General features: G+C 33.2%; 24 protein-coding genes and 2 tRNA genes. 15 read left to right on the top strand and 11 right to left on the bottom strand.

Annotated elements, in window-relative coordinates:
* The first annotated feature begins 127 nt into the window (after nucleotides 1-127).
* A complete protein-coding gene (locus tag FJR47_RS02875) occupies nucleotides 128-877 on the top strand; it encodes a response regulator transcription factor (RefSeq protein ID WP_152298970.1) in 750 nt (249 codons plus the stop codon).
* On the opposite strand, the gene FJR47_RS02870 is transcribed toward FJR47_RS02875, so the two are convergent.
* The 6 genes from FJR47_RS02870 to FJR47_RS02850 all read right to left on the bottom strand — a co-directional run bounded on the left by FJR47_RS02870 (nucleotide 878) and on the right by FJR47_RS02850 (nucleotide 9745).
* On the bottom strand, nucleotides 878-3535 hold the full coding sequence (locus tag FJR47_RS02870) for an ATP-binding protein (protein WP_188093742.1): 2658 nt from the start codon (nucleotides 3533-3535) through the stop codon (nucleotides 878-880).
* 15 nt (nucleotides 3536-3550) lie between these two features.
* Complete coding sequence (locus FJR47_RS02865) at nucleotides 3551-4360, bottom strand: peptide deformylase (protein WP_152298969.1); 810 nt, start codon at nucleotides 4358-4360, stop codon at nucleotides 3551-3553.
* Between the two features lie 90 nt (nucleotides 4361-4450).
* Entirely contained in the window at nucleotides 4451-4615 is a 165-nt protein-coding gene (locus FJR47_RS09705; RefSeq protein WP_188093741.1) for a hypothetical protein, read from the bottom strand.
* 29 nt (nucleotides 4616-4644) lie between these two features.
* Entirely contained in the window at nucleotides 4645-6114 is a 1470-nt protein-coding gene (locus FJR47_RS02860; protein ID WP_152298968.1) for an NAD(P)/FAD-dependent oxidoreductase, read from the bottom strand.
* A gap of 163 nt (nucleotides 6115-6277) precedes the next feature.
* The gene (pepN, locus tag FJR47_RS02855) at nucleotides 6278-8839 is read right to left on the bottom strand and encodes an aminopeptidase N (RefSeq protein WP_152298967.1); all 2562 of its coding nucleotides are present in this window, start codon (nucleotides 8837-8839) and stop codon (nucleotides 6278-6280) included.
* A 51-nt stretch (nucleotides 8840-8890) separates the two neighbouring features.
* Nucleotides 8891-9745 carry a tetratricopeptide repeat protein gene (locus tag FJR47_RS02850; RefSeq protein ID WP_152298966.1) on the bottom strand — a complete coding sequence of 285 codons (855 nt, stop codon included), beginning with the start codon at nucleotides 9743-9745 and terminating at the stop codon, nucleotides 8891-8893.
* A gap of 196 nt (nucleotides 9746-9941) precedes the next feature.
* Between FJR47_RS02850 and FJR47_RS02845 the strand changes: the two genes are divergently transcribed.
* Genes FJR47_RS02845 through exbD form a run of 6 tightly spaced genes read left to right on the top strand, consistent with a single transcriptional unit; the run spans nucleotide 9942 to nucleotide 14684 of the window.
* A complete protein-coding gene (locus FJR47_RS02845; protein WP_152298965.1) occupies nucleotides 9942-11300 on the top strand; it encodes a phosphomannomutase/phosphoglucomutase in 1359 nt (452 codons plus the stop codon).
* A gap of 57 nt (nucleotides 11301-11357) precedes the next feature.
* Nucleotides 11358-12365: a dihydroorotase gene (pyrC, locus tag FJR47_RS02840; RefSeq protein WP_152298964.1), complete on the top strand. Its 1008-nt coding sequence runs from the start codon at nucleotides 11358-11360 to the stop codon at nucleotides 12363-12365.
* Nucleotides 12358-13011, top strand: a complete 654-nt coding sequence (locus tag FJR47_RS02835) for a response regulator transcription factor (protein WP_152298963.1) — start codon at nucleotides 12358-12360, stop codon at nucleotides 13009-13011. Before pyrC ends, FJR47_RS02835 begins: the two co-directional genes overlap by 8 nt.
* Nucleotides 13001-13831 (top strand): sensor histidine kinase, encoded by an 831-nt coding sequence (locus FJR47_RS02830; protein WP_152298962.1) that lies wholly within the window; start codon nucleotides 13001-13003, stop codon nucleotides 13829-13831. The genes FJR47_RS02835 and FJR47_RS02830 overlap by 11 nt, the downstream gene beginning before the upstream one ends.
* The gene (gene exbB, locus FJR47_RS02825; RefSeq protein WP_152298961.1) at nucleotides 13831-14283 is read left to right on the top strand and encodes a TonB-system energizer ExbB; all 453 of its coding nucleotides are present in this window, start codon (nucleotides 13831-13833) and stop codon (nucleotides 14281-14283) included. The genes FJR47_RS02830 and exbB overlap by 1 nt, the downstream gene beginning before the upstream one ends.
* A gap of 2 nt (nucleotides 14284-14285) precedes the next feature.
* Nucleotides 14286-14684, top strand: a complete 399-nt coding sequence (exbD, locus tag FJR47_RS02820; RefSeq protein ID WP_152298960.1) for a TonB system transport protein ExbD — start codon at nucleotides 14286-14288, stop codon at nucleotides 14682-14684.
* Here exbD and FJR47_RS02815 read toward each other — a convergent pair.
* The gene (locus FJR47_RS02815) at nucleotides 14678-14911 is read right to left on the bottom strand and encodes a hypothetical protein (protein ID WP_152298959.1); all 234 of its coding nucleotides are present in this window, start codon (nucleotides 14909-14911) and stop codon (nucleotides 14678-14680) included. The genes exbD and FJR47_RS02815 overlap by 7 nt on opposite strands.
* 109 nt (nucleotides 14912-15020) lie before the next feature.
* Here FJR47_RS02815 and tpx point away from each other — a divergent pair, with 109 nt between their 5' ends.
* Nucleotides 15021-15530, top strand: coding sequence for a thiol peroxidase (gene tpx, locus FJR47_RS02810; RefSeq protein ID WP_152298958.1), 510 nt, complete (start codon nucleotides 15021-15023; stop codon nucleotides 15528-15530).
* A gap of 38 nt (nucleotides 15531-15568) precedes the next feature.
* Here the strand turns inward: tpx and FJR47_RS02805 are convergent, their stop codons facing one another.
* From FJR47_RS02805 to groES, 4 genes are all read right to left on the bottom strand, one after another.
* Complete coding sequence (locus FJR47_RS02805; protein ID WP_152298957.1) at nucleotides 15569-16135, bottom strand: hypothetical protein; 567 nt, start codon at nucleotides 16133-16135, stop codon at nucleotides 15569-15571.
* A complete protein-coding gene (locus FJR47_RS02800) occupies nucleotides 16135-17757 on the bottom strand; it encodes a GGDEF domain-containing protein (protein ID WP_152298956.1) in 1623 nt (540 codons plus the stop codon). The genes FJR47_RS02805 and FJR47_RS02800 overlap by 1 nt, the downstream gene beginning before the upstream one ends.
* A 108-nt stretch (nucleotides 17758-17865) precedes the next feature.
* Nucleotides 17866-19494: a chaperonin GroEL gene (groL, locus tag FJR47_RS02795; protein WP_152298955.1), complete on the bottom strand. Its 1629-nt coding sequence runs from the start codon at nucleotides 19492-19494 to the stop codon at nucleotides 17866-17868.
* A 16-nt stretch (nucleotides 19495-19510) separates the two neighbouring features.
* Entirely contained in the window at nucleotides 19511-19771 is a 261-nt protein-coding gene (groES, locus tag FJR47_RS02790) for a co-chaperone GroES (protein WP_152298954.1), read from the bottom strand.
* 211 nt (nucleotides 19772-19982) lie between these two features.
* Here groES and FJR47_RS02785 point away from each other — a divergent pair.
* The 7 genes from FJR47_RS02785 (at nucleotide 19983) to FJR47_RS02755 (ending at nucleotide 23746) form a co-directional block, all read left to right on the top strand.
* Nucleotides 19983-20059, top strand: a tRNA-Met gene (locus FJR47_RS02785).
* Nucleotides 20060-20070: 11 nt separating this feature from the next.
* Nucleotides 20071-20145: transfer RNA gene (locus FJR47_RS02780), tRNA-Asn, on the top strand.
* Nucleotides 20146-20465: 320 nt separating this feature from the next.
* Nucleotides 20466-21176, top strand: coding sequence for a hypothetical protein (locus tag FJR47_RS02775; RefSeq protein ID WP_152298953.1), 711 nt, complete (start codon nucleotides 20466-20468; stop codon nucleotides 21174-21176).
* Nucleotides 21177-21211: 35 nt separating this feature from the next.
* Nucleotides 21212-21418 (top strand): hypothetical protein, encoded by a 207-nt coding sequence (locus tag FJR47_RS02770; RefSeq protein ID WP_152298952.1) that lies wholly within the window; start codon nucleotides 21212-21214, stop codon nucleotides 21416-21418.
* Entirely contained in the window at nucleotides 21411-21716 is a 306-nt protein-coding gene (locus tag FJR47_RS02765) for a hypothetical protein (protein ID WP_152298951.1), read from the top strand. The genes FJR47_RS02770 and FJR47_RS02765 overlap by 8 nt, the downstream gene beginning before the upstream one ends.
* A complete protein-coding gene (locus FJR47_RS02760) occupies nucleotides 21688-22053 on the top strand; it encodes a hypothetical protein (protein ID WP_152298950.1) in 366 nt (121 codons plus the stop codon). Before FJR47_RS02765 ends, FJR47_RS02760 begins: the two co-directional genes overlap by 29 nt.
* Nucleotides 22046-23746: a hypothetical protein gene (locus tag FJR47_RS02755; RefSeq protein WP_152298949.1), complete on the top strand. Its 1701-nt coding sequence runs from the start codon at nucleotides 22046-22048 to the stop codon at nucleotides 23744-23746. Before FJR47_RS02760 ends, FJR47_RS02755 begins: the two co-directional genes overlap by 8 nt.

Below are 23746 nucleotides of genomic sequence, written 5' to 3'. Positions count from 1 at the left end.
ATTATTTATTTAAAAAATCATTTTTATATAAAATAATAACAAAATCATCACATTTTCTACTAACTTTCAGAAATTTATACTATAATACTTTTATAAAATAATTACATTTAAACATTATGGATCAAATATGAAAAGAAATTCTATTATTATTGTTGAAGATGATGAAATTACAGCACTGAATCTGAAATTATCTTTATTGAAACATGACTATGATGTTATTGCAGTGTGTAGTGATGCAGTTCAAGCAAAAGAAAAGATAGACAAATATAAGCCTGATGTAATTATTATTGATATCTCTCTTCAAGAGGGTGATGATGGAATTAGACTTGCTAAAACAATAAAAGAGTCTTACACAATTCCTTTTATATATTTGACATCTTACAGCGATGATGAGATAATATCTGAAGCAATTAAAACGGAGCCTTATGGCTATATAGTAAAACCTTTTGATCCATCTTCTCTCCATGCAACAATACAGATGGCAATTTTTAAATTTAATATGGAAAACAAAAGATTTGAAGAGATTGATGCCAATAAAATAAATGAACAAAACATAGAAAAACTGCTCTACTCAAAAAGAGAATCAGATAAACCTATTGTTAATTTTGGAAACGGTTACTCTATAGATATTTCTAAAAATCATATATTTTACAATAATGAAAAAATCAAACTTACAAAAAAAGAGAGTGCAATACTAAGACTTCTTGTTGCAAAAATTGGACATATTATTAGTTTTGACCAAGCTATTGATTATGTTTGGAAAGAACGCGGAGCAACAGAAAACAGTATCAGAACACTTGTTTGGCGGCTTAGAAACAAACTTCCGACAGACATTATAAAAAATGCCTCTGGAATTGGTTACTATATTGAAAAATAATTAAAATATTTTTATTTTCGCTAATCTGCTTTTTATTTTTTCAAATGCACTTTCATAATCATATTTTTTATCTTTAGCTTTAGCCATTTTTTCTATTTTCTCGCTCTGCTCCTGTATCTCTTCAAGCCTAAAATTGCCACTTGAACCTTTTATACTATGAGCAATAAGAGCTATCTTTTTATAATCTTTTGATTTAATTGCTGCTTCTAATTCAGGAATTTGCTTTGACATTTTTTTTAAAAAAAGCTCTACCAGCATAATTAATTCATCATCATTTAGCATAAGCTCTTGACTCAATTTTTCATAATTTAATCCTTCTATCTTACTGTTTATAGCAGATTGTTTTAAATTAGTGTCATCTTCTTTAGTGACTTTTAGATAATTAAAAAATACTCTCTCTAGATCCTTCATCACAATAGGTTTTCCTAAAAATGAATCAAACCCACTCAATAAGCCACGCTCTTTTGCCCCTTTAATAACATTTGCCGTTAAAGCAGATACAGGCGTGTGTCTAAGCCCCTTCTCTTTTTCATATTTTATAATCTCTTGAACAGCTTTATTGCCATCCATCACCGGCATCTGTTCATCCATTAAAATAAGATCATAATTATTTTTTTTGTAAAGATTTACTGCCTCTAAGCCATTAGTTGCCAAATCATAAGTAAGTCCATATTTGTTTAAGAGAATTTTAATTAATTCCTGATTTGCTTCATTGTCTTCGGCTATTAAAATATGTCCTTGGAAATTTAAGTTATTGCTATTTTTATGAGGAGAATATAGTAAATATGGATTAAGCAATTCATTAAAAGCAGCTTTGATTTTTGAACAATAAAGAGGAAAACACACGCATATTATATGTGCATATTTTTCATATTTATCACTTGGTCTGCTTTCAAGAATTATAAATTTTTTATCTGAGTTTAGCATAGTTTTTTTTAGTTTATCATCGATATGCTCATCCAAAAGTATTGCTATATCATACTCTGTGTCAAGATTATCAACAATATCTATATCAAGATTAAATACTTTAGCATATTTAAAAAATGAATCTATTTTATAATTTTTTATAGCATTTTTTGAATAAAACACTGTTTTTAATTTTTTCAATTCATGCATATCAGTGAAAATTTGGCACTCATTATTATGAATTTCAACAGGAATCTCAACCCAAAATGTACTCCCGTGTCCTATTTCGGATTTTACATGAACACTTCCCCCCATATGCTCTGAGAGCTGATGACAAATAGACAATCCCAATCCGGTTCCATGCAACTTTTCTATCTCTCCCTGTCCGGCTTGAGTAAAAGCTGAAAAGATATGATTGATATCATCTTTATTTATGCCGATTCCATTGTCGCTAACACTTACTTTTAATATCTTATCTTTACATGTAGCTTCAATATTTATGTAACCCCCTACCGGAGTAAATTTTATAGCATTGCTTAAAAAATTAGATAAAATTTGTTTAATTCTTAGTGAATCGGCATATAACTCTTTGGGTATATTTGGATCTATAAAAGATGTAATAGTAATATCTTTAGAATTTGCAGAGGCTACAAAAAGTTCTAATGTATGGCTGATTTCATTATGAATTGAAAATACTTTTGGTTCAATAGTAAACTCGCCGCTTCTAAGTTTTGAAAAATCTAAAATATCATTAATAATGCTAAGTAAATTTTCTCCGCTGTTTAAAATAATTTCCAAATATTTTCTATGCTGTTTTGAAGTATCTTGTTCTATTAAAAGATTTACAAAACCTAAAATTGCATTAAGCGGTGTTCTTATCTCATGTGACATATTGGATAAAAAATACTCTTTTGCTTGAGAAGCTCTTTGAGCTTCAAGTCTTGCATCGATTAGTTTTGTTACATCGTTCGCAATAGATATATACTCAACAGAATCATCATAGGCATCCACTATTTTTACAATTGTTACATCTACATAAAAATAGTCTCCGTTTTTTTTATTATTTTTAATAGTTCCTCTAAAAATACCCGCATTTTCTAACTGAAACCATAAATCTTCAAAATACTCTTGGGGCATATCTTCATGTTTGAAAATACTATATTTACTGCCGATAAGCTCCTGTGCGCTATATCCGCTTAGTTGGACAAATTTATCATTTACATAAGTTATATTGCCATCTTTATCCGTTTTTGAAATAATAGCACTCTCATCTAATGCTTTTTGATATTCACTTAAAAGTTTAACATGCCGATCTATCTCTTGCTCTTTTTGAAAAACTGTATCTGTGTAGTATTTTAAAACCCCTTTAAAATTTTCATCGAACATAAAAGATATTTCATCAAAGAGCATTTTTGAATTTAAATTAGAATCATATGAAAAATCAATCATTGATTTTCTAAAATGGCTGCATATATCAAAAAGCTCATCTGCTCTGACATCTTTATCTTTTAAAAAATCTAAAAAGTTATGCATCGTAGGACAATCGCCTATCTCAAATTCACTGGATATTACACCCATAAAATAGTCAAATACGCCTTTACCATAATCATTTACAAACTGTTCTACTTCTATATCATGAATTTTTAATATTTTTTTGACAGAAATATATGACGCCCATTGATGCAGAATACTCTCTTTTGAAGATATAAAAATATCTCTATTTTTTATAAGAATCGGTACTTTTTTTTTCATAAACTATTACTTTCTTTACATTATAAAATAAGACAATAGTATAATTACAAAGAGCTTAATTAAAGATATCACGGTAGTTCCGATTATATTTCCTATTTGGCAGCTAGTACAAGATGTGAATTTTCTACCTTCATATTGGGCATAGAAAAAATATATTACATTAAGCACTATCGCACTAGAAAAGAGATAAGTCTGATATTGCCAAAGTTGTTGAGAAATTTCCTCGTTTACAAACAATGAACCAGTAAGCAAAACTGCCATTGCAATCATTACTATATTTATAATCTTAATTATAAAATCTCTCTTAAATGTTGTCGGGCAACTCTCTGAGATAGCGATATCACTTCCAAATTCTAGCTTTTTTTGAAATACTTTTTTTTCATCTTTTGAGAGTTTATTTAAAAAACTTGAACCAAAAGTATAATCAATCTTTCTTTGAAGCAAAATACTAAGATCCCCCTCAGCTTTTAAAGAGTGTTGCTTCCCCTCTCTATCTTGATATACAATGCTTATCTTTTCATATCTTGTAACTTCTGCACTTAATCCCGGAAAATAAGCTGTTGTTTCTGTAGTAGTTACTTTGCCGCTATTGCTTATTATTCTTGGATTTATTAACTCTAAAAAATCTTTCTCATTACTTTTTTTAACAACTACTATATTATAATAACTGCCTATTTGAAAAGCGGCAAGAGCCTCTAAAGAGTTTGCCTCAATTGTATCTTTTATATCCTCGATTAAAGAAAAAATCTCTTCATTAAAAACTCTAACATCCGTTGCGTATTGAACACTCGGCGGAGTTGGGTAAGTAATTATCTCTTTAATCATAAATATGCCTTGCTAAAAAATAATAGTAGTAATTTGTTTTAATAAATAAAGACCTTAGATTTATATTCTAAGGTCTTAAAAATTATAAATTTAGTGGCTTTTGTTTACTACCACTAACATTTTTAGATTTATAACAATAAATCTTATCAATTGCCAAATTTTACATGTTCTTAACTTGACGGCAAACGGACCGGGAGTCATAGTTGTAAAATTTTTGTCATACGCTTTAATATTGTGTTCTGCTTTTTTTTGCATTTTATCTCCTTTGATATCTATCTTAATTTTTATTCTGGGATCATCGTCCAGCCGGTTTTTAACTTAGCCTTCCAAATAAACACATGATGAAGGATATGTTTAATCCAGTGACCAGCAAGACCAATCTCGCCAAAAGTATAATCCGTATCGCGACCAGTTCCCGGATATTTTTCAAAATCAGGAACAACAGGATAAATTGTCATTGCAGCAGCAGTTCCGTCAAAAAGACCTTTTCCTGCAGATGCGACACAAGCAGCACCCATATGAGCCATAGAAATCTCATGTAAAGGTGCATTTTCACCTTTTAATATTTTATCGCAGATACTGCGCGCCACTGCTTTGCCTATAATACCAGATGGCATACCCGTACGAGGAGGTGTAGGATTAATAGGTGTTCCATTTGGAGAACTCATAGGTTTAGAGATAGGGTGCGGAGGCGCAAATGCTATACCGCAGGCAAACATATTGTTATATGTAGGATTTTGGTAGGTTTTCGGCCAATCACTTGCTTTCCAGTTTTCATAAGCACCTGCATTATAATTAGCATCAACTTTCATAAAACCGTTTGGAGCAAAAACTGTATTTGTAATATCTGAACCGTCTTTGCCGTAAGCTTTAAGACCAACACCCGCAAACGGAGGAATCAACATTGAAAAGTCAAACTCCTCTTCTCCCATAGAACCGTCAAGCAGCTCATAGTGTACTTTTCCTTTTTCCACCTTATTTACATGAGCACCAATTAGCCAATCAATATTTCTCTCTGTAAAAAGTGACTCAGCGAAAATTTTTGAACTAACTGCATATCCCATACTCTTCATATGTAATCCGCCGACACCGAAATCACCAAGGAATGATTCATTTGAAATCCATGTTAAATCAGCCATATCACGAACACCGGCTTTATTTAACTCATGTTCAATATTAAAAATATATTCAAATGCAGCACCTTGGCAAGTACACAGACCATGTCCGGTACCGATTAAAAACTTTTGACGCTCACCTTTTTTCATCTTCTCTATGCATTTTTGAAACTCTTCATTTGCATGTGTTGCATGATCCGCTGTACAAACAGAGACGGTAAATTCACCCAACCCGTTAGCATCTCCAAGCCCCGGAGTTGCACCAAAATTGAGCTTTGGACCTGTAGCATTGATCAAATAATCATACTCTACATTCTCAACTTCACCTTCACGCCCATCAAGCGTATACTCAATAGTAACAAAAGGCTTGTTATTTGATTCATCACCCTCTGGATTAATAGAGACGGCCTTTGCTTGTTTATAATTAATACCGGCTTTTGCATAAATAGGAGCCAATTCAAAAGTGACCTCCTCTTTTTTCATTTCACCAACACCTACCCAAATATTTGAAGGAATCCAGTTCCATTTTGAATTTGGAGTAACAACAACTACTTCATGAGATGATCCTAACCATTTTGCTGCGAAAGTCGCAGCCGTATGACCAGAAATACCTCCACCAAGAACAACTAATCTTGCCATAAAAACATCCTTTTTATAAAAAGTTTTAAAACTTCTTATCTATGATATCAAAAAAAATGGAAATATCATCTATAAAATAAGAAATAATTATTATTCTTTGTAATTATAACAGAAAGAAAAAGTCCTATTTCTGGGAGTTTTTGCCCTTTTATTATAAAAAAAATTATTGATTTTTTATAATTTTACTTACAATTTCATAAACATTTTTTGAAAGAGAGTGTGTAGAAACTACACGCTCTAACTCTACTTTCATCATTTTTTTGTTTTGAACATTTAATTTTTTATAGATTTTAAATGCTCCGGCAAGAGATGAAGCCATCTGCGGATTTATTTTATCTATATCTATAATTTTATCTGCTACAAATTTATATCCGCTTCCATCTTTTGCATGAAAATATTTATAGTTTCGAGTAAATGTTCCAACAAGAGAGCGAACCAAGTTTGGCACAAGTTCATTGTATGCCGCATCCTTTTGAAGCGCGATTACACGCTCTAAGGTACCCTCTCTATGAGAAGCCGCTAAAAGAGAGAAATATTTATTCATAACAAGTGTATTTTGTCTATATTTGTCGTGAAAATGCTTAAATGCAACAGCAGAATACTCAGACGATATATTTTCTAAAATATCAAGTGCTGCAACTTTGTCTGTCATAGTTAGTGAATTGCTGTACTGCTCATTTGCCATCACTGCCATTTCATTACTCTTTAGTGACGAGAGAAGTTTTAAACAACGATTTTTTATACTTCTGCTCCCTATGCTATTTGCATCAAGATCTACGCATAAAGGATTATGAAATTTACTATATATCTCTAAAAGTTTCTCTTTATAAAGTGACGCCAAATGTTTTTGAAGCTTCTCTATCGCATCATAAATAAGTTCAAAATCAACAACATTTTGTCTCTGCATCAGCGCAGATATACTTGGGAGCTCAAGCAACAGAGCTTTATAAGAAATATCTAAATCACTCTCTAAAATATGCCCATAAGCTCTTACATACTCATCATTTATATCATTGCCTTGCATAAGAGATTCTATAATTTGGATACCAAACAATTGCGCTGCTTCATACTTGGCAAAACTATTTGTATCATGCTTCATCAAAAATCCATAATGAGTCTCTTTTTGATCAATAATAATAGGGGCAGAGAAGTCTCTATTTATAGACAAAACGGGCTTAAAAGAGGTTTTAAATAGAAACTCCTCTTTCTCTTTTGAGATAAGAAGCGTTTTTTCTAAAATCTCTTTTCCGCTCTCATCCAAAAGTCCAATCTTTAAAGGAAAAAAGTGTGGTTTCTGCTCACTGCCATCTACTGCATGAGGTATTTTCTGTATAAGAGTAAGAGTATAAGTACCGTCTTCAAATTTTTCATCTACATCCAACTTTGGCGTGCCTGACTGATGGTACCATCTCTTAAACTGTTCGAGATTCATCTCGCCGGCTTTACTCATCGCCCATAAAAAATCATCTGTGCGTACAGCCTGAGCATCAAATGTATCAAAATAGAGATCCATTGCTTTACGGTATTTTTGCTCTCCTAAAAGAGTATGCAGCATGCGGATAACCTCAGCGCCCTTTTCATATACAGTTGCCGTATAAAAGTTATTTATCGCCATGTAAGAATCAGGCTGAATCGGATGCGCCATCGGAGAGTTATCCTCAACAAACTGTCGCTCTCTAAGAGCTTTTACATCCTCTATGCGCTGCACCTCTTTTGAGTTTAAATCTGCAGAAAAGCATTGGTCGCGAAATACTGTAAGCCCCTCTTTTAGAGTTAATTGGAACCAATCCCTGCATGTAATTCTATTTCCCGTCCAGTTGTGAAAATACTCATGCGCAATAACACTTTGAATACCCATAAAGTTGGCATCAGTAGCCGTATCTTCATCCGCTAAAACATAAGCAGAGTTAAAAATATTAAGTCCTTTGTTCTCCATTGCTCCCATATTGAAACTATCAACCGCAACAATATTGTAAAGGCTCAAATCATACTCTCTGCCATATTTTTCTTCATCCCACTGCATCGCTTCTTTTAAAGATTTCATAGCATGTTTGCATTTGGATTCATTCCCTTTGTCAGTGTAAATATTTAATCTTACATATTTCCCGCTTGCAGTAATATACTTATCTTTTACAACACCCAAATCTCCTGCTACCAAAGCAAAAAGATAGGAGGGTTTTGGATATGGATCACTCCATGTAACGCCATGTCTTCCGTCATCAAGTTTAAAGTTTGATTCAGTATTTCCGTTGCTAAGAAGTACCGGATACTTTTCTCTTGAAGCCACCAGCGTAGTTTTAAACACCGCCATTACATCAGGGCGATCTATATAAGGAGTTATTCTTCTAAAGCCCTCAGGTTCATTTTGTGTACAAAAAATGTTGCCAGATTTATAGAGTCCTTCAAGTTCACTGTTTCGATGCGGATAAATTTTATTAATAATGATAAGTTTAAACTCATCTTCCACATCTAAAACTCTTAAACTCTCTTTTTCAACAACATATCTCTCCTCTTCAAGTTTTACATCATTTAAATGAATCTCGACCAATTCTAATTCAACACTGTCTAACACCAAGTCTTTAGCACTTTTATCCATTTTTACAATCTGCATAAGATTTGTAACCTGCGTATACTCTTCAAAGAGTTCAAAAACCAAATCGCATGTTTTTACAGTAAACTCCGGTGCTTTATAATCTTTTAGATAAATTGTTTTTGCTTCGCTCATAATTTCTCTTTATTTTTTTGCAATAATAGCATATTGGCATCTCAGCTTTTATTAATTAAAAAGCGCGACAACCTTCTTAAACTCTTCACTCTCTTTTATATTTTCAAATAATTTTTCATTATTGATTTCATCTTTTAACTGCGGCGAGTTCTCTACTGCCGTCTGAAGATCTTCTATGGCTTGATGTTTGTTGCCAAGAACTGCATTTGCACATGCCCGCTGCCAATAAGCATACCCATACTGAGGGTCTATCTCTATGGCTTTGTTGCTAAGACTCAGCGCCCACTCATACTCATCCATATCCAAAACAGCATCCGCTTTATAAGCATAAACTTCAGCATCATTATCATTTATCTTTAAAATTTCATCATAAATATCTATTCTTGACTGTGGATTTGTCTCTAAATTTGAGCGCATCCACAAGGAGTGAATATATTGGGTGTTGTAGATTTTGTTTTGATTGTCAAGTATCTTTTTTGACTGCTGAGAGAGTGTGTTTTGCAAAGCTTCAAGTTGAGTGTTGTACTTTTTTGTAATAGTGTCGATTCTCTCTTCGACAATTTTTTCAGTTTTACTTCTAATATCTCTAAGAGAGTTCCAACCGGCAAAAATAAGTATGGATGTAGCAGCCGCTATAAGATAAAAAACATTTCCTATTGTATCTGTTATATATCTTGCAGCTCTGTCAGTCTGCTCTATCTCAGCTCTAGAGAGCCTTTTTTCAACATCTGCTTTCAATTTTATGGTTTCGACACGCAAATCTTTTAACTCATCTAAAATATATCTCTCAACCAAAGGCTTCTCCAGTGACTTGTCAGTGGTTTCACTTACACTGTTTTGAGCACTCAACTGAGATGAAAAAAACAGGAAAAAAACAAGTGTAAAAAATTTTAAAAAGAGATTCATAAACGACCTTTATTATATTGAAATTCTTTTCATTATAACAAATCTCTCTTTGGTAAAATTGAAAAAAAATATTAGGTGCTAAACAAGATATATTTTTTTTAAAAAACAACTATTTCAATTTCTAATAGTATTGATTATATGATTCTAAAGTGATTTATTGTAAAATTACATTTATACAACCACAAAAGGCAAAAAAGTGAGTATTTACAGAGAGTATGATATAAGAGGAATTTACGAAAAAGAGTTAAATGAACAGAGTGTTGTTCGTATAGGTTATGCACTGGCTTCTAAAATAGAGGGTGAATATGTGGCTGTCGGTTATGATGCCAGAAACCACTCCCCTATCCTCTTTGAGTATTTGGTTCAGGGGCTCAATGCCGGAGGCAAAAAAGTACTCGATATGGGGCTTGTTCCGACTCCCGTTAACTACTTTTGCAACTACAACGAGTTTGACGGAATTACTCCCTCTGCTTCAGTAATGATTACAGGTTCACACAATCCTAGTGAATACAACGGTTTTAAAATCACCATAAACAAAGCACCTTTTTTTGGAGAAGAGATTTATGCCCTTGGGCGAGAATGTGAAGAGATGAACCTTCCTCCAAAAACAGAAAGAGATGTCACAAAAATAGATGCTCTCACAAGATATATTGACTTTTTAGTCAATGAGTTTCAACATCTAAAAAATATGCCGACAAAAATTGTTTACGATTGCGGAAACGGCGTAGCCGGAGTTGTGACAGAGAAGATATTCAGCGCTTTGAATCTCAATACAAAAGGGCTATATGTTGAGCCTGACGGTACTTTTCCAAACCATCATCCAGATCCAACGGATGAGCATAACCTAGAAGATGTCAAAAAGCTTTTAGAAGAAGAAGGCGACATCGCTTTTGCTTATGACGGAGATGCTGACAGAATTGCAGTACTAACCCATAAAAACAATATAAAAGGCGATATGATGGCTCTTTTATTTGCGATGAAAATGGATAAGCCGACCGTTGTAGGTGAAGTAAAATGCTCACAAGTTATGTATGATGAGCTTGAGCGCCGCGGTGCCAAAGTCATTATGTATAAAACCGGTCACTCTAATCTAAAAGTAAAGATGCAGGAGACAAATGCAGATCTTGCATGTGAAGTAAGCGGACATATATTTTTCAAAAATCGCTACTTTGGTTATGATGATGCCATCTATGCAACTCTTAGAATGCTAGAGCTTATAAATGATGGAATAAATTTGGATGATGAACTTGCAAAACTTCCGAAAGTCTTCTCAACAGAGGAGATAAAAGTTCACACGACAGAGAGCGAGAAGTTTAAAATCATCGACAAAGTTAAAGAGCTTCTAAAAAGCCCTCCAGAATCATTTCCTGCCATCAAAAACATTATTGATGTTGATGGTGTTCGCATAAATTTTGAGCATGGATGGGGACTTGTTCGCGCTTCAAACACAACGCCGGTTTTAGTCACCCGCTTTGAATCAACCTCGCAAAAAGAGGTCAAACTCTATGAAAAAGCGATAAACGATTTGATTATTAAAGCAAAAGAATCTTTATAAAATAGATGATTTTTGATACAATTAAAAAGAAATAGACCGATTTACTGAAGGAAAATAATGAAAACTCATACTCTTTTAATGCCTCTTGATATGCATCTGCATCTTCGAGACGGTGTAATGCTTGAAAATGTTGCTCCTCTAAGTGCTTATAGCTTTAGCGGAGGGTTGGTTATGCCAAACCTAGTCCCTCCAGTTGACAGCCTTGAAAGTTTAAAAGCTTACAAAGAGCGAATTATGGCAACAATTCCAAATGATTTTTTTGAACCATATATGACACTTTTTTATAAAAATTACGATAGAAAATTTTTAACAGGCATAGCTGAACATATAACGGCCATAAAGCTTTACCCTGCAGGAATTACAACAAATTCAGAGGGAGGCGTTTCATCTTTTGATATTGAAGAGATGCGTGAAACGCTTGAGGCGATGAGTGATTTAGGAATTCCTCTTTGTGTTCATGGAGAGACTGACGGCTTTGTTATGGATAGAGAAGCAGAATTTATGAGTGTTTATGAACTGCTTGCCAAAAATTTTCCAAACTTAAAAATCATAATGGAGCATATCACAACCAAGGCGGCTGTGGATATGTTAGACAAATATAAAAATCTTTATGCGACCATAACCGTTCACCACCTGCTTCTAACGCTTGATGATGTAATAGGCGGCATGATGATGCCTCATAATTTTTGCAAACCAATAGCTAAACGCCCAGAAGATTTGGATGCACTTCTCTCAGTTGCACTTGAGGCGCATCCTAAAGTTATGTTCGGCTCGGACTCTGCACCGCACTCGAGAGAGAAGAAAGAGAGCGCTGGATGTGCAGCCGGAATCTTTACCGCACCTATAGCGCTTCAGCTTTTATGTGAAATTTTTGAACAGTATAACAAGCTTGAGAATCTTCAAGCATTTGTCAGCGACAATGCACAAAACATATATGGAATCTGCCCTGAATTTAAAGAGGTTATTTTAGAGAAACGACCTTTTCTTGTACCTAAAGATTATAACGGTGTTGTTCCTATGTACAGCGATAAAATTATAAACTGGGCAATTCAAAGCATTGAGTAAAATTTTATTGCTTGAAGATGATATGCTTTTTGCAGAAACTCTTGTGGATTTGCTCGAAGAGAGTGGATTTGAAGTTGTTCATGTCCCAAATGGGCAGAGTGCTATGGATATTACATTTTCACAAAAATTTGATCTCTATCTTCTTGATATCAATGTTCCGCTTATAAATGGAACAACTCTGTTAAAAGAGTTAAGAGACTCAAACGACAATACTCCTGCCATTTTTTTAACTTCACATAAAGATAAAGAGATGCTGGAAAAAAGCTTTTTATGCGGCGGAGACGATTTTTTAATCAAGCCGTTTAATACAAAAGAGTTGCTTCTTCGCATAAAAGCACTCTTAAAAAGAGCCACATCCAACAATATTGAATGTATAGGTTTATTATGCAATGATTATATTCATAAACGCATTTTATATAAAAATGCAGAGTTAGAACTCTCAAAAAAAGAGTATGAACTACTTGCACTCCTTATGAAGCATATAAACAACACTGTACCAAAAGAACTGATTTTAAATGAGCTGTGGAGCCATAACGAAAAAGCCAGCGACGGGGCACTAAGAGTTTATGTAAATCGCATAAAACAAATGATTCCTGAAGTAACTATTGAAAATATTCGAGGCATAGGATACAAGCTTGTTTCGTAATCTTCGCATTATTGTTTTTGTTTATTATCTCTTAACTGCTATTTCTATAGTTACTATCTTATACTATTTTATAGAAATTATAAAAATAGAAAATATTCTTTTGTTACTTCTTATACTGCTTTGTTTAATTGCTTTTGCAGGAATTATCCTTGCCAAGCTCTCAATAGATCCACTTGTTGAGCATGTAACAAATCTTCAAAATTTATCAAAAGAGACGCTGCATGAACTAAACCTTCCTATCAGCACTATTATGACAAATATCCATATGTTAAAAAAGAATTTAAACAGTGATAAAGATATAAAAAGAATTTCAAGAATTGAAAATGCATGTGAAATGCTTCAACAAAGATATAATGAACTTGACTATATGATAAAATTGCAAAGTTCAAATGTAACATATGAGATAATAAATCTCGATGAACTTTTAAAAAGCAGAGTTGAATTTATTAAGCATATTTTTCCTCATATAGAATTTGATCTTTTGGTTGAACCTACACAAATCTACAATGATAAAGTAGGCTTATCAAAAGTAATTGACAATCTTATAGACAATGCAGTGAAATATTCACAAAATATTCACAAAATAAGTATAAAATTGCAGGATTCTGCTCTCTATATACAAGATTATGGTTGCGGAATTGATGAAATGGAACTTTTAAGAATTTTTGATGATTACTACCAAAGCAATGAAAGCATAAAAGGTTTTGGAATAGGGCTCGGTATGGTAAAAAGATTTTGCGATACAAACAATATTGTTTTAAAGTTTAGATCAAAACCTAATATAGGAACAGTAGTTATATTAAAATTTAAGGAAAATTAATGGAAAAAAATATTTTAGCGTATTCGGAAACAGCTCTAGATTATGGAGTCATAGGTCTTCTTGTTCTTATGAGTATTGTTACTCTTTGGCTTTTTATAGAGAGAATGATGTTTTACAGTACCGTAGATGTTGAAAAATATACGCATAGAGATATTTTAGAGATGGATTTGACAAATAACATAAGTGTTATAAGTGCGATAGGCTCCAATGCGCCCTATGTCGGTCTTTTGGGAACTGTTATCGGGATAATGCTTACCTTTTATACAATGGGTGACGCCAGTGCTATAGATGCTAAAAAAATCATGGTAGGTCTTGCTCTTGCTCTTAAAGCTACTGCCATGGGACTTATTGTTGCAATGCCGGCAATAGTCGCTTATACTATACTGCTTCGCAAAGTAGAGAAAATATTGACTATATTTGATGTAAATCAAGAAGAAAAAGCAAGTAACTAATCATGGCAAAATGTAAAAAACAGAGAAAAAGATTTGATGAGATAAATGTTATTCCTTTTATCGATATCATGCTTGTCCTTTTGGTTATGGTTTTAACAACGGCAACATTTGTAAGCAAAGGCATTATTCCTATCGAACTTCCGACTGCAAAAGCATCAACAAAAGAAGAATTGAAAAAAGAGGTGACCATTTATATAAATGCTAAAGGAGAACTTTTTATCGAAGAGAAAAGAGTTGATCTAAAAGCACTTGAAACAGAACTCTCTACAATTTCAAAAGAGCAGACAGTTGTTCTTAGAAGCGATAAAGAATCTAAATTTCAAGATTTTGTTGCAGTAATGGATATACTAAAGAGTTTAAATCACGAGCAGCTATACATAGTTACAAAAGAAGATCAATAAGTTTTATCTAAAAGCTTAAACCTGCTTTTTATGGGGTCTTGCTCCTCTTTTTCTCTTGTATCTGTGGATTTTATGCTATTTTGTTCTATGTTAAATACTTTCTTTTCAATATCTTTTGTATCATGAAAAAGAGTGGTTGCAATAAAAAATAGAACCATTATTGCAACTATACCTACATAAAAAAGTAGATAATTTTTAATTTGATCTGTTTCAAAAGGGTTTTGCATATATACTCTTGTTGTTAAATTTTTACAATTGTATTTAAAATTAAAATAATAAAAGATAAATTACATAATTTTTATGATAACATAATTAAAAAAAATCTAAGGAATATTTATGCAAACAACAATGTTCAAAGGCTCAATCGTAAATTTAGCAGGCGATGCAGTTGGTGTAGGAGACAAAGCACCGATTGTCAATGCAATAGGAACTGACTTGAACAGTGTAGAAATCGGCGGAGCAAAAGATAAAATACAGCTGCTTATAACCGTTCCTTCTCTTGATACAGACACATGTGCTGCTGAAACAAGAAGATTTAACGAAGATGTAAACAACCTGGATATCTGCGAAACAACAGTTGTCTCAATGGATTTGCCGTTTGCTTCAGAGCGTTTTTGTACAACCAGCGGCATTGAAAACCTTGCAGTAGCGAGTGATTATCTGGACAAAAATGTAAGTAAAGCCTATGGTGTTCTAATGGATGACAATAAGCTAAAAGGATTAAGCGCAAGAGCTGTTTTTGTGATTGACAGAAGCGGAACTATCGTTTATAAAGAGATTGTAAAAGAGGTTACGGCTGAACCCAACTATGAAGCAGCCCTTGAAGCTATAAAGCAAGCTAGATAAAACTGGAACCTGATTTATTCAGGAACTGGTTTTAAAATTTATTTAGCATTAAAATTAAACCTGATTTTAGCATTTGCGATGCGTTTATAGAGTGAAATTTTCTTTTTATAAGGCACCCATTTAATCAAAAAAGTGGCTAAAGCTTCCCATAAAGAGACCCATGCGGCAACTGTTAATCCTTCTGCCATAACGGCATATCCGATACTTCTATTCATTAACTCACTTTGATGCATAAACACAGAAATTGTAGCTATAAATGCTCCTATAAAAAGCAGAGTTACTGATTTTTTAAGCATGTCCTTCATTTTTGTGCGCTCATGTTCTTGCAGATATAAAAAAAATCTATTAACGCTATTTTGAAGTTTTAAAGCAGATGTATCTTCTATCTGTGATTCAAAATTAAAACATATTATAAATTTTTCTTCCCCAATTTCCATAGCGCAATCAATGATATACTCTACCAAATCTTGATTAAGATCTTTTTTTAAAAAGTGAGATTTTTTATCAAATTTGCTATATAAATCTTCCACTTTCTGCGTTGAAACATCAATAATTATCTCTCCGCTATCAGCTCTCTCATAACGCTCTAAAATCTCTTTTTTCATCATTCGCAACAAACTCTGTTTTTTCCGCTCTTTTTTGCTTTGTAGAGCAGCTGGTCAACTTTTTTATAAAGAGAATCTCCTATATCATCCGCTTCAACTTCACACACTCCTATACTTATGGTAATTGTTCTATTTTCTATGGTATTAAGATTGTTTTGTATAATTTTTCTTATTTTTTCAGCAACTTTTTTTGCACTTTGTAAAGAAGTTTGAGGGAAAAGAACAACAAACTCTTCTCCGCCAACTCTATATAAAAAGTCACTCTCCCTAATCTCAGACTTTACCAGCCTTGTGATATCTTTTAAAACATCGTCGCCGACACTATGACCATATGTGTCATTAACTTCTTTAAAATTATCAATATCAAAGAGCATAATTGAAAATGGTATCTGATATCTTTTATAAAGAGATAGAAGTTCTAAAACATTTTCATGATATGCTTTTCGATTTTTCGCTTTTGTTAAAAAATCAATACGAATCAACTCTCTATTTTTCTTTATTTTATTATGTAAGTTTGTAAGCAGTTTATTGTATGCTTGCGCTATATGCCCTATCTCATTCTCATTTTTAATGTTATCAACTAGTTTTGAAGCGGTCATTGCATTTTCTATCTCTTTAATCGGTTGAGTAAAATTTTTATTTAACCAATAAAACATAAATGTCAAAAACATAAACATAAATGTCAAAAAAATTATAATAATATTTTCAAATTTTTCTAGAGTTTCTATTTTTTTACTTATATCAATATCAAAACTCATAACAATATCATAATGCCAAAATGAATTAACAAATTTTCTATAATCAAGTATAGGCACATAAACTCTGATTATCTTCCCTTGTGTATCTTTTATTATCTTTTTTTCTCTTGCTGTGTTGATTATTTTATCGCTGCTTTGTTTATTTATATCAAATTTTTTTAAACTTTGATAATATTCCTTTTTTGATATATAACTATCTCTTTTAGCAATATCATAATAGTATTGAAATCCATTTACGGATGTTACTCTGTAAAGTTTTAAATCTAAATTTTTGTCTAAAGCATTAAAAATATTGTTATGAAATTCAGTATCTACAAATCCTAACTCTAAAAAAACTCCCTCTTTTAATTTTGAATAGGAGTAAAGTTTATATTTTCCATCTAAAGCATCTTCGGAGACATTATTTGCAATATAGATATTGCCATCTTTTTTGGTTCTATCTAAATACTCTTTTGCTTCTACTATAATTGAGAGATTAAGCCCCATATCTTGAGTAAATGTTGTGTCGAAAATTTTATAATTTTCATCAATTAAAAAAGCCTCTATTTCAAAATTTTTTAATTTGCACTCATTTTGCAACTCTTTTTTTAAAGTTGCCAAATCCGTATCAGGATTTTTTTTTAATATTTGCAGCGCTTTTTCATGTATATTATAAAAAATATTTTTGTTTCCTTCATACTTTAAGGAGACTAATTTTAAAGAGGATGATAGATATTTTTGATAAAGTTCTATCTCTTTATCAATATATTCGTCTAAATCATTTAAATAATAGTTTTTATAAGTTGTGTAAGAGATTGCCAAACAGAAGAAGATAAAAAGTGAAAATATTATCTGAAATAGATACATACTATTTTTTATTTTCACAAGATACCTTTTATTTTTATATTAAAAGATTCTATACAAATTTAAATAATTAACTACTTAAAAAAAATTTGAAAACTAAAATCGTGAAAAAATCACGATTTTAGGCTTTTACATCATCCCCGGCATTCCGCCCATTCCACTCATATCAGGAGCTTCAGGCTTCTCTTCAGGAAGTTCATAAATAGCAGCTTCTGTTGTTAAAAGAAGACTTGAAATAGAAGTAGCATTTGTAAGAGCAACGCGCCCTACTTTTAGCGGATCAATAATTCCTGCTTCAAACATATCAACATATTCACCTGTTGCAGCGTTAAATCCAATGTTTTCATTTGTCGCACTCTCAACTGCATTTACTACTACACCTGCATCATAGCCTGCATTTGTAGCAATCTGCTTGAGTGGAGCTTTGATAGCGCGTAGAATTATCTCGCAACCTATTTTTTGATCACCCTCAAGGTCAAGATTTACTTTTGAAGCAGCACGAACAAGAGCAGCGCCACCGCCGATCACAATTCCCTCTTCAACAGCAGCTTTGGTAGCTGAAAGCGCATCATCAACTCTATCTTTTTTCTCTTTCATCTCAGTCTCGCTTGCCGCACCAACCTTAATGACTGCTACACCGCCGCTTAGTTTTGCCAAACGCTCTTGAAGTTTCTCTTTATCATACTCGCTTGTAGTTGATTCCATCTGAATTTTAATTTCAGATATTCTTTTTTGCACATCTTCAGCTTTTCCAGCGCCGTTTACGATTACAGTATTATCTTTATCTATTACAACACGAGCAGCTTGTCCAAGCATATCTATACTTGCACCCTCTAAAGTATGTCCTGTCTCTTCTGATATTACCGTACCCGCAGTTAAGATTGCAATATCTTGAAGCATCGCTTTTCTTCTGTCTCCAAAACCTGGAGCTTTTACTGCAGAGATATTTAAAACACCGCGAAGCTTATTTACAACCAGTGTTGAAAGCGCTTCACCTTCCACATCTTCGGCAATAATTAGAAGCGGACGAGAAGTTTTTTGAACTTGTTCTAAAACCGGAAGCAGATCTTTGAGTGAAGTGATTTTACTGTCAACTAGCAAAATCCAAGGGTTTTCAATCTCTGCTATCATCTTTTCAGTATTTGTTATAAAGTAAGGACTTAGGTACCCGCGGTCAAACTGCATACCTTCAACTACATCAAGCTCATCAACAATACCTTTAGCTTCCTCAACAGTTATAACACCGTCTTGTCCAACTTTTTCCATAGCTTCAGCAATCATATTCCCGATCTGCTTATCTGAGTTTGCAGAGATAGTCGCAACTTGAGCAATATCTTTTTTACCATTTACTATTTTACTAGATGCTTTTAGGTTTGCCAAAATTGCTTCGCATGCTTTATCCATACCGCGTTTAACTTCGATAGGATTTGCACCCGCCGTGATGTTTCTAAGACCTTCAGAGAAGATTGCATTTGCTAAAACAGTTGCCGTAGTTGTTCCATCTCCCGCCTCATCAGCAGTTTTTGAAGCCACATCCTTGACAAGCGTAGCACCCATATTTTCTAATTTATCTTTTAGCTCTATCTCTCTTGCAACAGAAACACCGTCTTTTGTAATTACCGGATTGCCGTAACTTTTTTGGATTAAAACATTACGACCACGAGGTCCCATAGTCACTTTTACTGCATCTGTTAGTTTTGCAACACCGCGAGCCAGCGCATTTCTTGCATTGTCTGAAAAAATTATCTCTTTTGCCATTAAAAATCCTTTAAATTTACTTTACTATTCCAAAAATATCTTCTGTCTCTAAAACTAAAAATTTTTCACTATCTAACGAAATTTCATTGCCGGAAAATTTTCCAAAAACTACTATATCGCCAGACGCTATTTCATTCACTTCGGAGCTAACAGCCACAACTTCACCTTTTGAAGGTTTCTCTTGTGCATTATCAGGAATAATAATACCGCTGCTTGTAGTATTTGCCTCTTCTACTCTTTTTACTAGGACTCTTTTGCCTAATGGTTGAAAATTCATTTAAACTCCTTAAATAATATGATTTACAAGCGCAATACTACTAAAAAAATGGTAACAAAGTCAATACTCTTAGTCGGTACAACTAAAGTCTATTTATTGAATTTACTCAAGCTTGTTGATAGTGTTGTTGTTTTTCGTTTTTTAATTGTTTTTTTCTTTCTCTTAGGTAAATTAAAGTTTTAAATGGATACAATTCTGCCTCTTAAAAGATGTCAGGGTAGCTCAGCTGGTTAGAGCACTGGTCTCATAAGCCGGGGGTCGCGAGTTCAAGTCTCGCCTTTGACACCACTTTTTAAGATTCCGGATTAGCTCAGCGGTAGAGTAGGTGACTGTTAATCACTTGGTCGCTGGTTCGAATCCAGCATTCGGAGCCACTTAATTTAGGGACTTTCAAAGGTTCTTAAGTTTCTTTCACAAAACTTGTTTCCAACCTATTTCCAACTAAATAATTTTTCGATAGAAAAAAATAAATATTTCATCGCCCATTCAAAAACAAATCCAAATATCATTTTTAGGTATTTTTTGGCAAATATTTTTATTTCCAACTCATATTCCTCGCTCTATTTCCACGCTATTCCCGTATAAAAACACAAATTTCACTCTAATCTTAAAAAAGCTTTAGTTTTCTTTATAATCTATATATGAACTTGATGCAATCTTGTTCTAAACAAACAATTTTTTAAGGATATAGATTATGGATAATAAAAAAAATGAAAAACAAGTAGAAGAAGTAAAACTTTCAAAATCTCTTATGGAGATGTTAGATATTGACAAAGAGGCAGTAGAGCAAGAACAAGCATTTATGAGATTTGATATCACGGCATTAATCAACGCCTATAGAATTTCAACAGATAGCGAAGGTAGACCAAACAAGGTTCAATTAAAAACGGCTGTTATAGATGAAGAGACTGGCGGTTTGATTGAGAACACTTTTACACTAAACGGTGCTATCAAAGAGGATGATATAAAAAAACTAATCGGTAAATATGTAAAAGTAACGGATATTACAAGATATACGCATATAGATAGAGACTTTCAAGGGAATGAACGCTCAAGAACACATACCTTTGGCGGTAAACTTGAAAATATGAAAGTAGTTGAAGATACTTCAGCGATAAAAGAGAAGTTCTCCATTAACGCTTATGTTGAGATTGACCTAGTAAGTGTTTCCAATGTAATGAAAAAAGACAAGCCAACTGGCGATGTAAAGCTAATCTCAATAAAAAATGAATCTGATGGTTCCATAAAAACTTTTGAATGCAAATTAAAAGCTACTGAGATGAAATACGATAAAAAGATGTTCACACCAGTGCTTGATAAAAAAATCAGAATCAACTTCATCAAAGACGTTCGTGTGAATGGAAGCACTTTTTATTCAACGGAAGTATTTCCTGAACTTGCATAATGACTTAGGTCTTATGCCAAGGGGTAAATATGGATATGAATAAATTTTACGATGTATTTGAGATATTTCAAGATTTAGATACTGAGACTGTAGAGCTATTTGGACGCGCAGACTTTGACATAGAAGATATACATGAACTTGAACTTCTAAAATCAAACATCTCCAAACTAGACAGTGCTATCGATGAGAAGATATCCTCTATCTACAATGATGTAATGTCAAAGGGGTTTGACAATGAATAAAATCAAAGTTGGATACCTTCTCAATGAAGAGTTAAAAAAAGCATTTAAAAAAAAGATAGTGAGTGATGAGAGCTTTTCTTCTATGAGTGAAGCATTGGATTTTTTAACACATGCATTCATATCAGAATATGAACTTGAAGATGAGAAACACGTAACAAAAATCTTCTCTGGGTTTGAAATACAACGTGACACAAAAGAGACGATTGAAAAAATAGTTGCCAACAGCTATGAGTTTGACAATGCAACAGATTTTATCAACAGGGTTATTTATGAGTATGTTAAAGATGATATTTTATAAAAAGCCGTTTATAGTTATCGCACTATTGATAATACTAAGTATTTTTAAGCCCTTTACAGTGTTTAAATACAGCAGCGCAGAGATAAATGAATATAACAATCAACTACTATTTCAAAAGCTTCAAGATGGCAGCTTCAGCGATAAAGCAAAATCAATCATCGCTTCTCAAAACATAAAAGCTACCACACCATCAAAAATCATTAGTGCAGATAAGCTAAGAGAGTATCAGCAAATGCTTAGATACAATCATTACTACCAAGATTTCATACTGCTGCTTTTAATCGGACACATCACATTCGCTTTTCTCATTATCTACTCAAGGGCAAATAATGGCTAATGCTAAAAAGAATCTAAACGGCAGTGATGAGTGGGCAAATGGTTACTATGATATCCGAGGTTATATCGATAGAGAAAAGATGTCGCAGTCAATGTTATTCATCTTCATCGTTATCTTTGCAGCTTTAAGTTACTCCATAGCACAGATGCAGTTTTTATTTAATGAGCAGGTCTTGGATATCAATGATGTTAAAAGTCTTGATTTTCAAAAGCTGTTCTTTGCAGAGTATAAGCAGTGGTTACGCACAAATGTAACACAAAATCTTTCAGTGGAGTTCTTGCTCAATATCCTCATATCGGCATCATTGCCTCTGTATCTGATTCAGAAAAAGGTCAAGCATAATGTATTTTTGGCAGATATACAAGCTAATCTTGCTTCTTTGAACCTAAACCAATACTATCTGCATAAGTATGATTTAGAGACGCGAACATTCACTTTTAAACTGATTCGCGGTGCTTCCATAAACTACCAAGGCTTTTTGGATAGAGCCGAAGATTTAAAGCAGCTCTTTGATGTTGGTAAATTAAAAGCAAGCAGAAATGAGAATGATAAAATCACTCTTGTGTTTAGTGAAGTGATGCCAGATAAGGATAATGTTCCAAAGATGGATTTTAAACCTTTAACTGGAAAAGATAAACTATTCCTTGGTATTAGCGATACAAACGCTACACCCGTATATGGTACTCAAAAAGAGCAAGGTAACGGTTTGCTAAATGGTAACTGGTTAATCGTTGGCGGTTCAGGCTCAGGAAAGTCATTTACGATGGTTGAGTTTATGAAAAACTTTTTAACCAAGTATAACTACCCATATATCGATAAGATATATATCATCAACTATAAAGCAAGTGCTGATTATAACTTCTTGCAGCCGCTTGATAAAGTTGAATATGCGGATGATATTGCAGGTGGATTGAAAATCCTTAAAAAAGTGCAGCTGGATATGATGACGAAGTATAAATATAACTCTGTGCACTCTATTGATAATTTTACTGCATATCAAACTCTTGTTATTATAGATGAAGTACAAACACTCAACGAAACACTTGAATCAAAATCTCTACACAAAATTATGAAAAATACAGTGCAAGAATCTCTGGCTATACTAGAGTTTTTAGGTTCAAAAATCAGGGCAAGTAACGGAAGCCTTATCAATATCTTGCAAAAAGCAGATGTAAGCTCACTGCCATCTACTGCTTATAGAAGTAATTTACGAAATCGTTTCATGCTAAAACAGGAAAATATCAGTTCGGCGCACTTAGTTGTCAACAATGACATTACTGAGAAAAATGCTCTTAATCCACTTGAATTAAAACAAGGGCAATATATCTACTGGGATATGCTTACAAATGAGCTTCAAGATGGCTTTACTGTCCAAAACGGCATAGAGTTTAATATTGATGAGCTCAATCAAATGCCGCTTAATTTTAAAGCGCAAGAGGTATTGCAAGAGGTTCATAGCTACAAAGAGATAGCTATTGAAGCCGTCAACGTCTTTAACAAGATGATGGATGAGCTTGAGAAATCTGGTAAAAAAACCTTTTACGATACTTTTGAAGACATTGAAAAGGATGAGATGGAGGATATTTTTGCAGTTGCAGAAAAATCACTAGCTGAAAAAAAATCTCAGAACACACCTCAAGAGAAAAGCACTTCATCAAACATTGATGAGATGGAGCTGTTTAATTCTATCTAA

The organism is Sulfurimonas xiamenensis (assembly GCF_009258045.1).
Classification (GTDB): Bacteria; Campylobacterota; Campylobacteria; order Campylobacterales; family Sulfurimonadaceae; genus Sulfurimonas; species Sulfurimonas xiamenensis.
The sequence above is the reverse complement of the archived record's forward strand: the minus strand, read 5'-3'. Positions and strand labels throughout refer to the sequence as shown.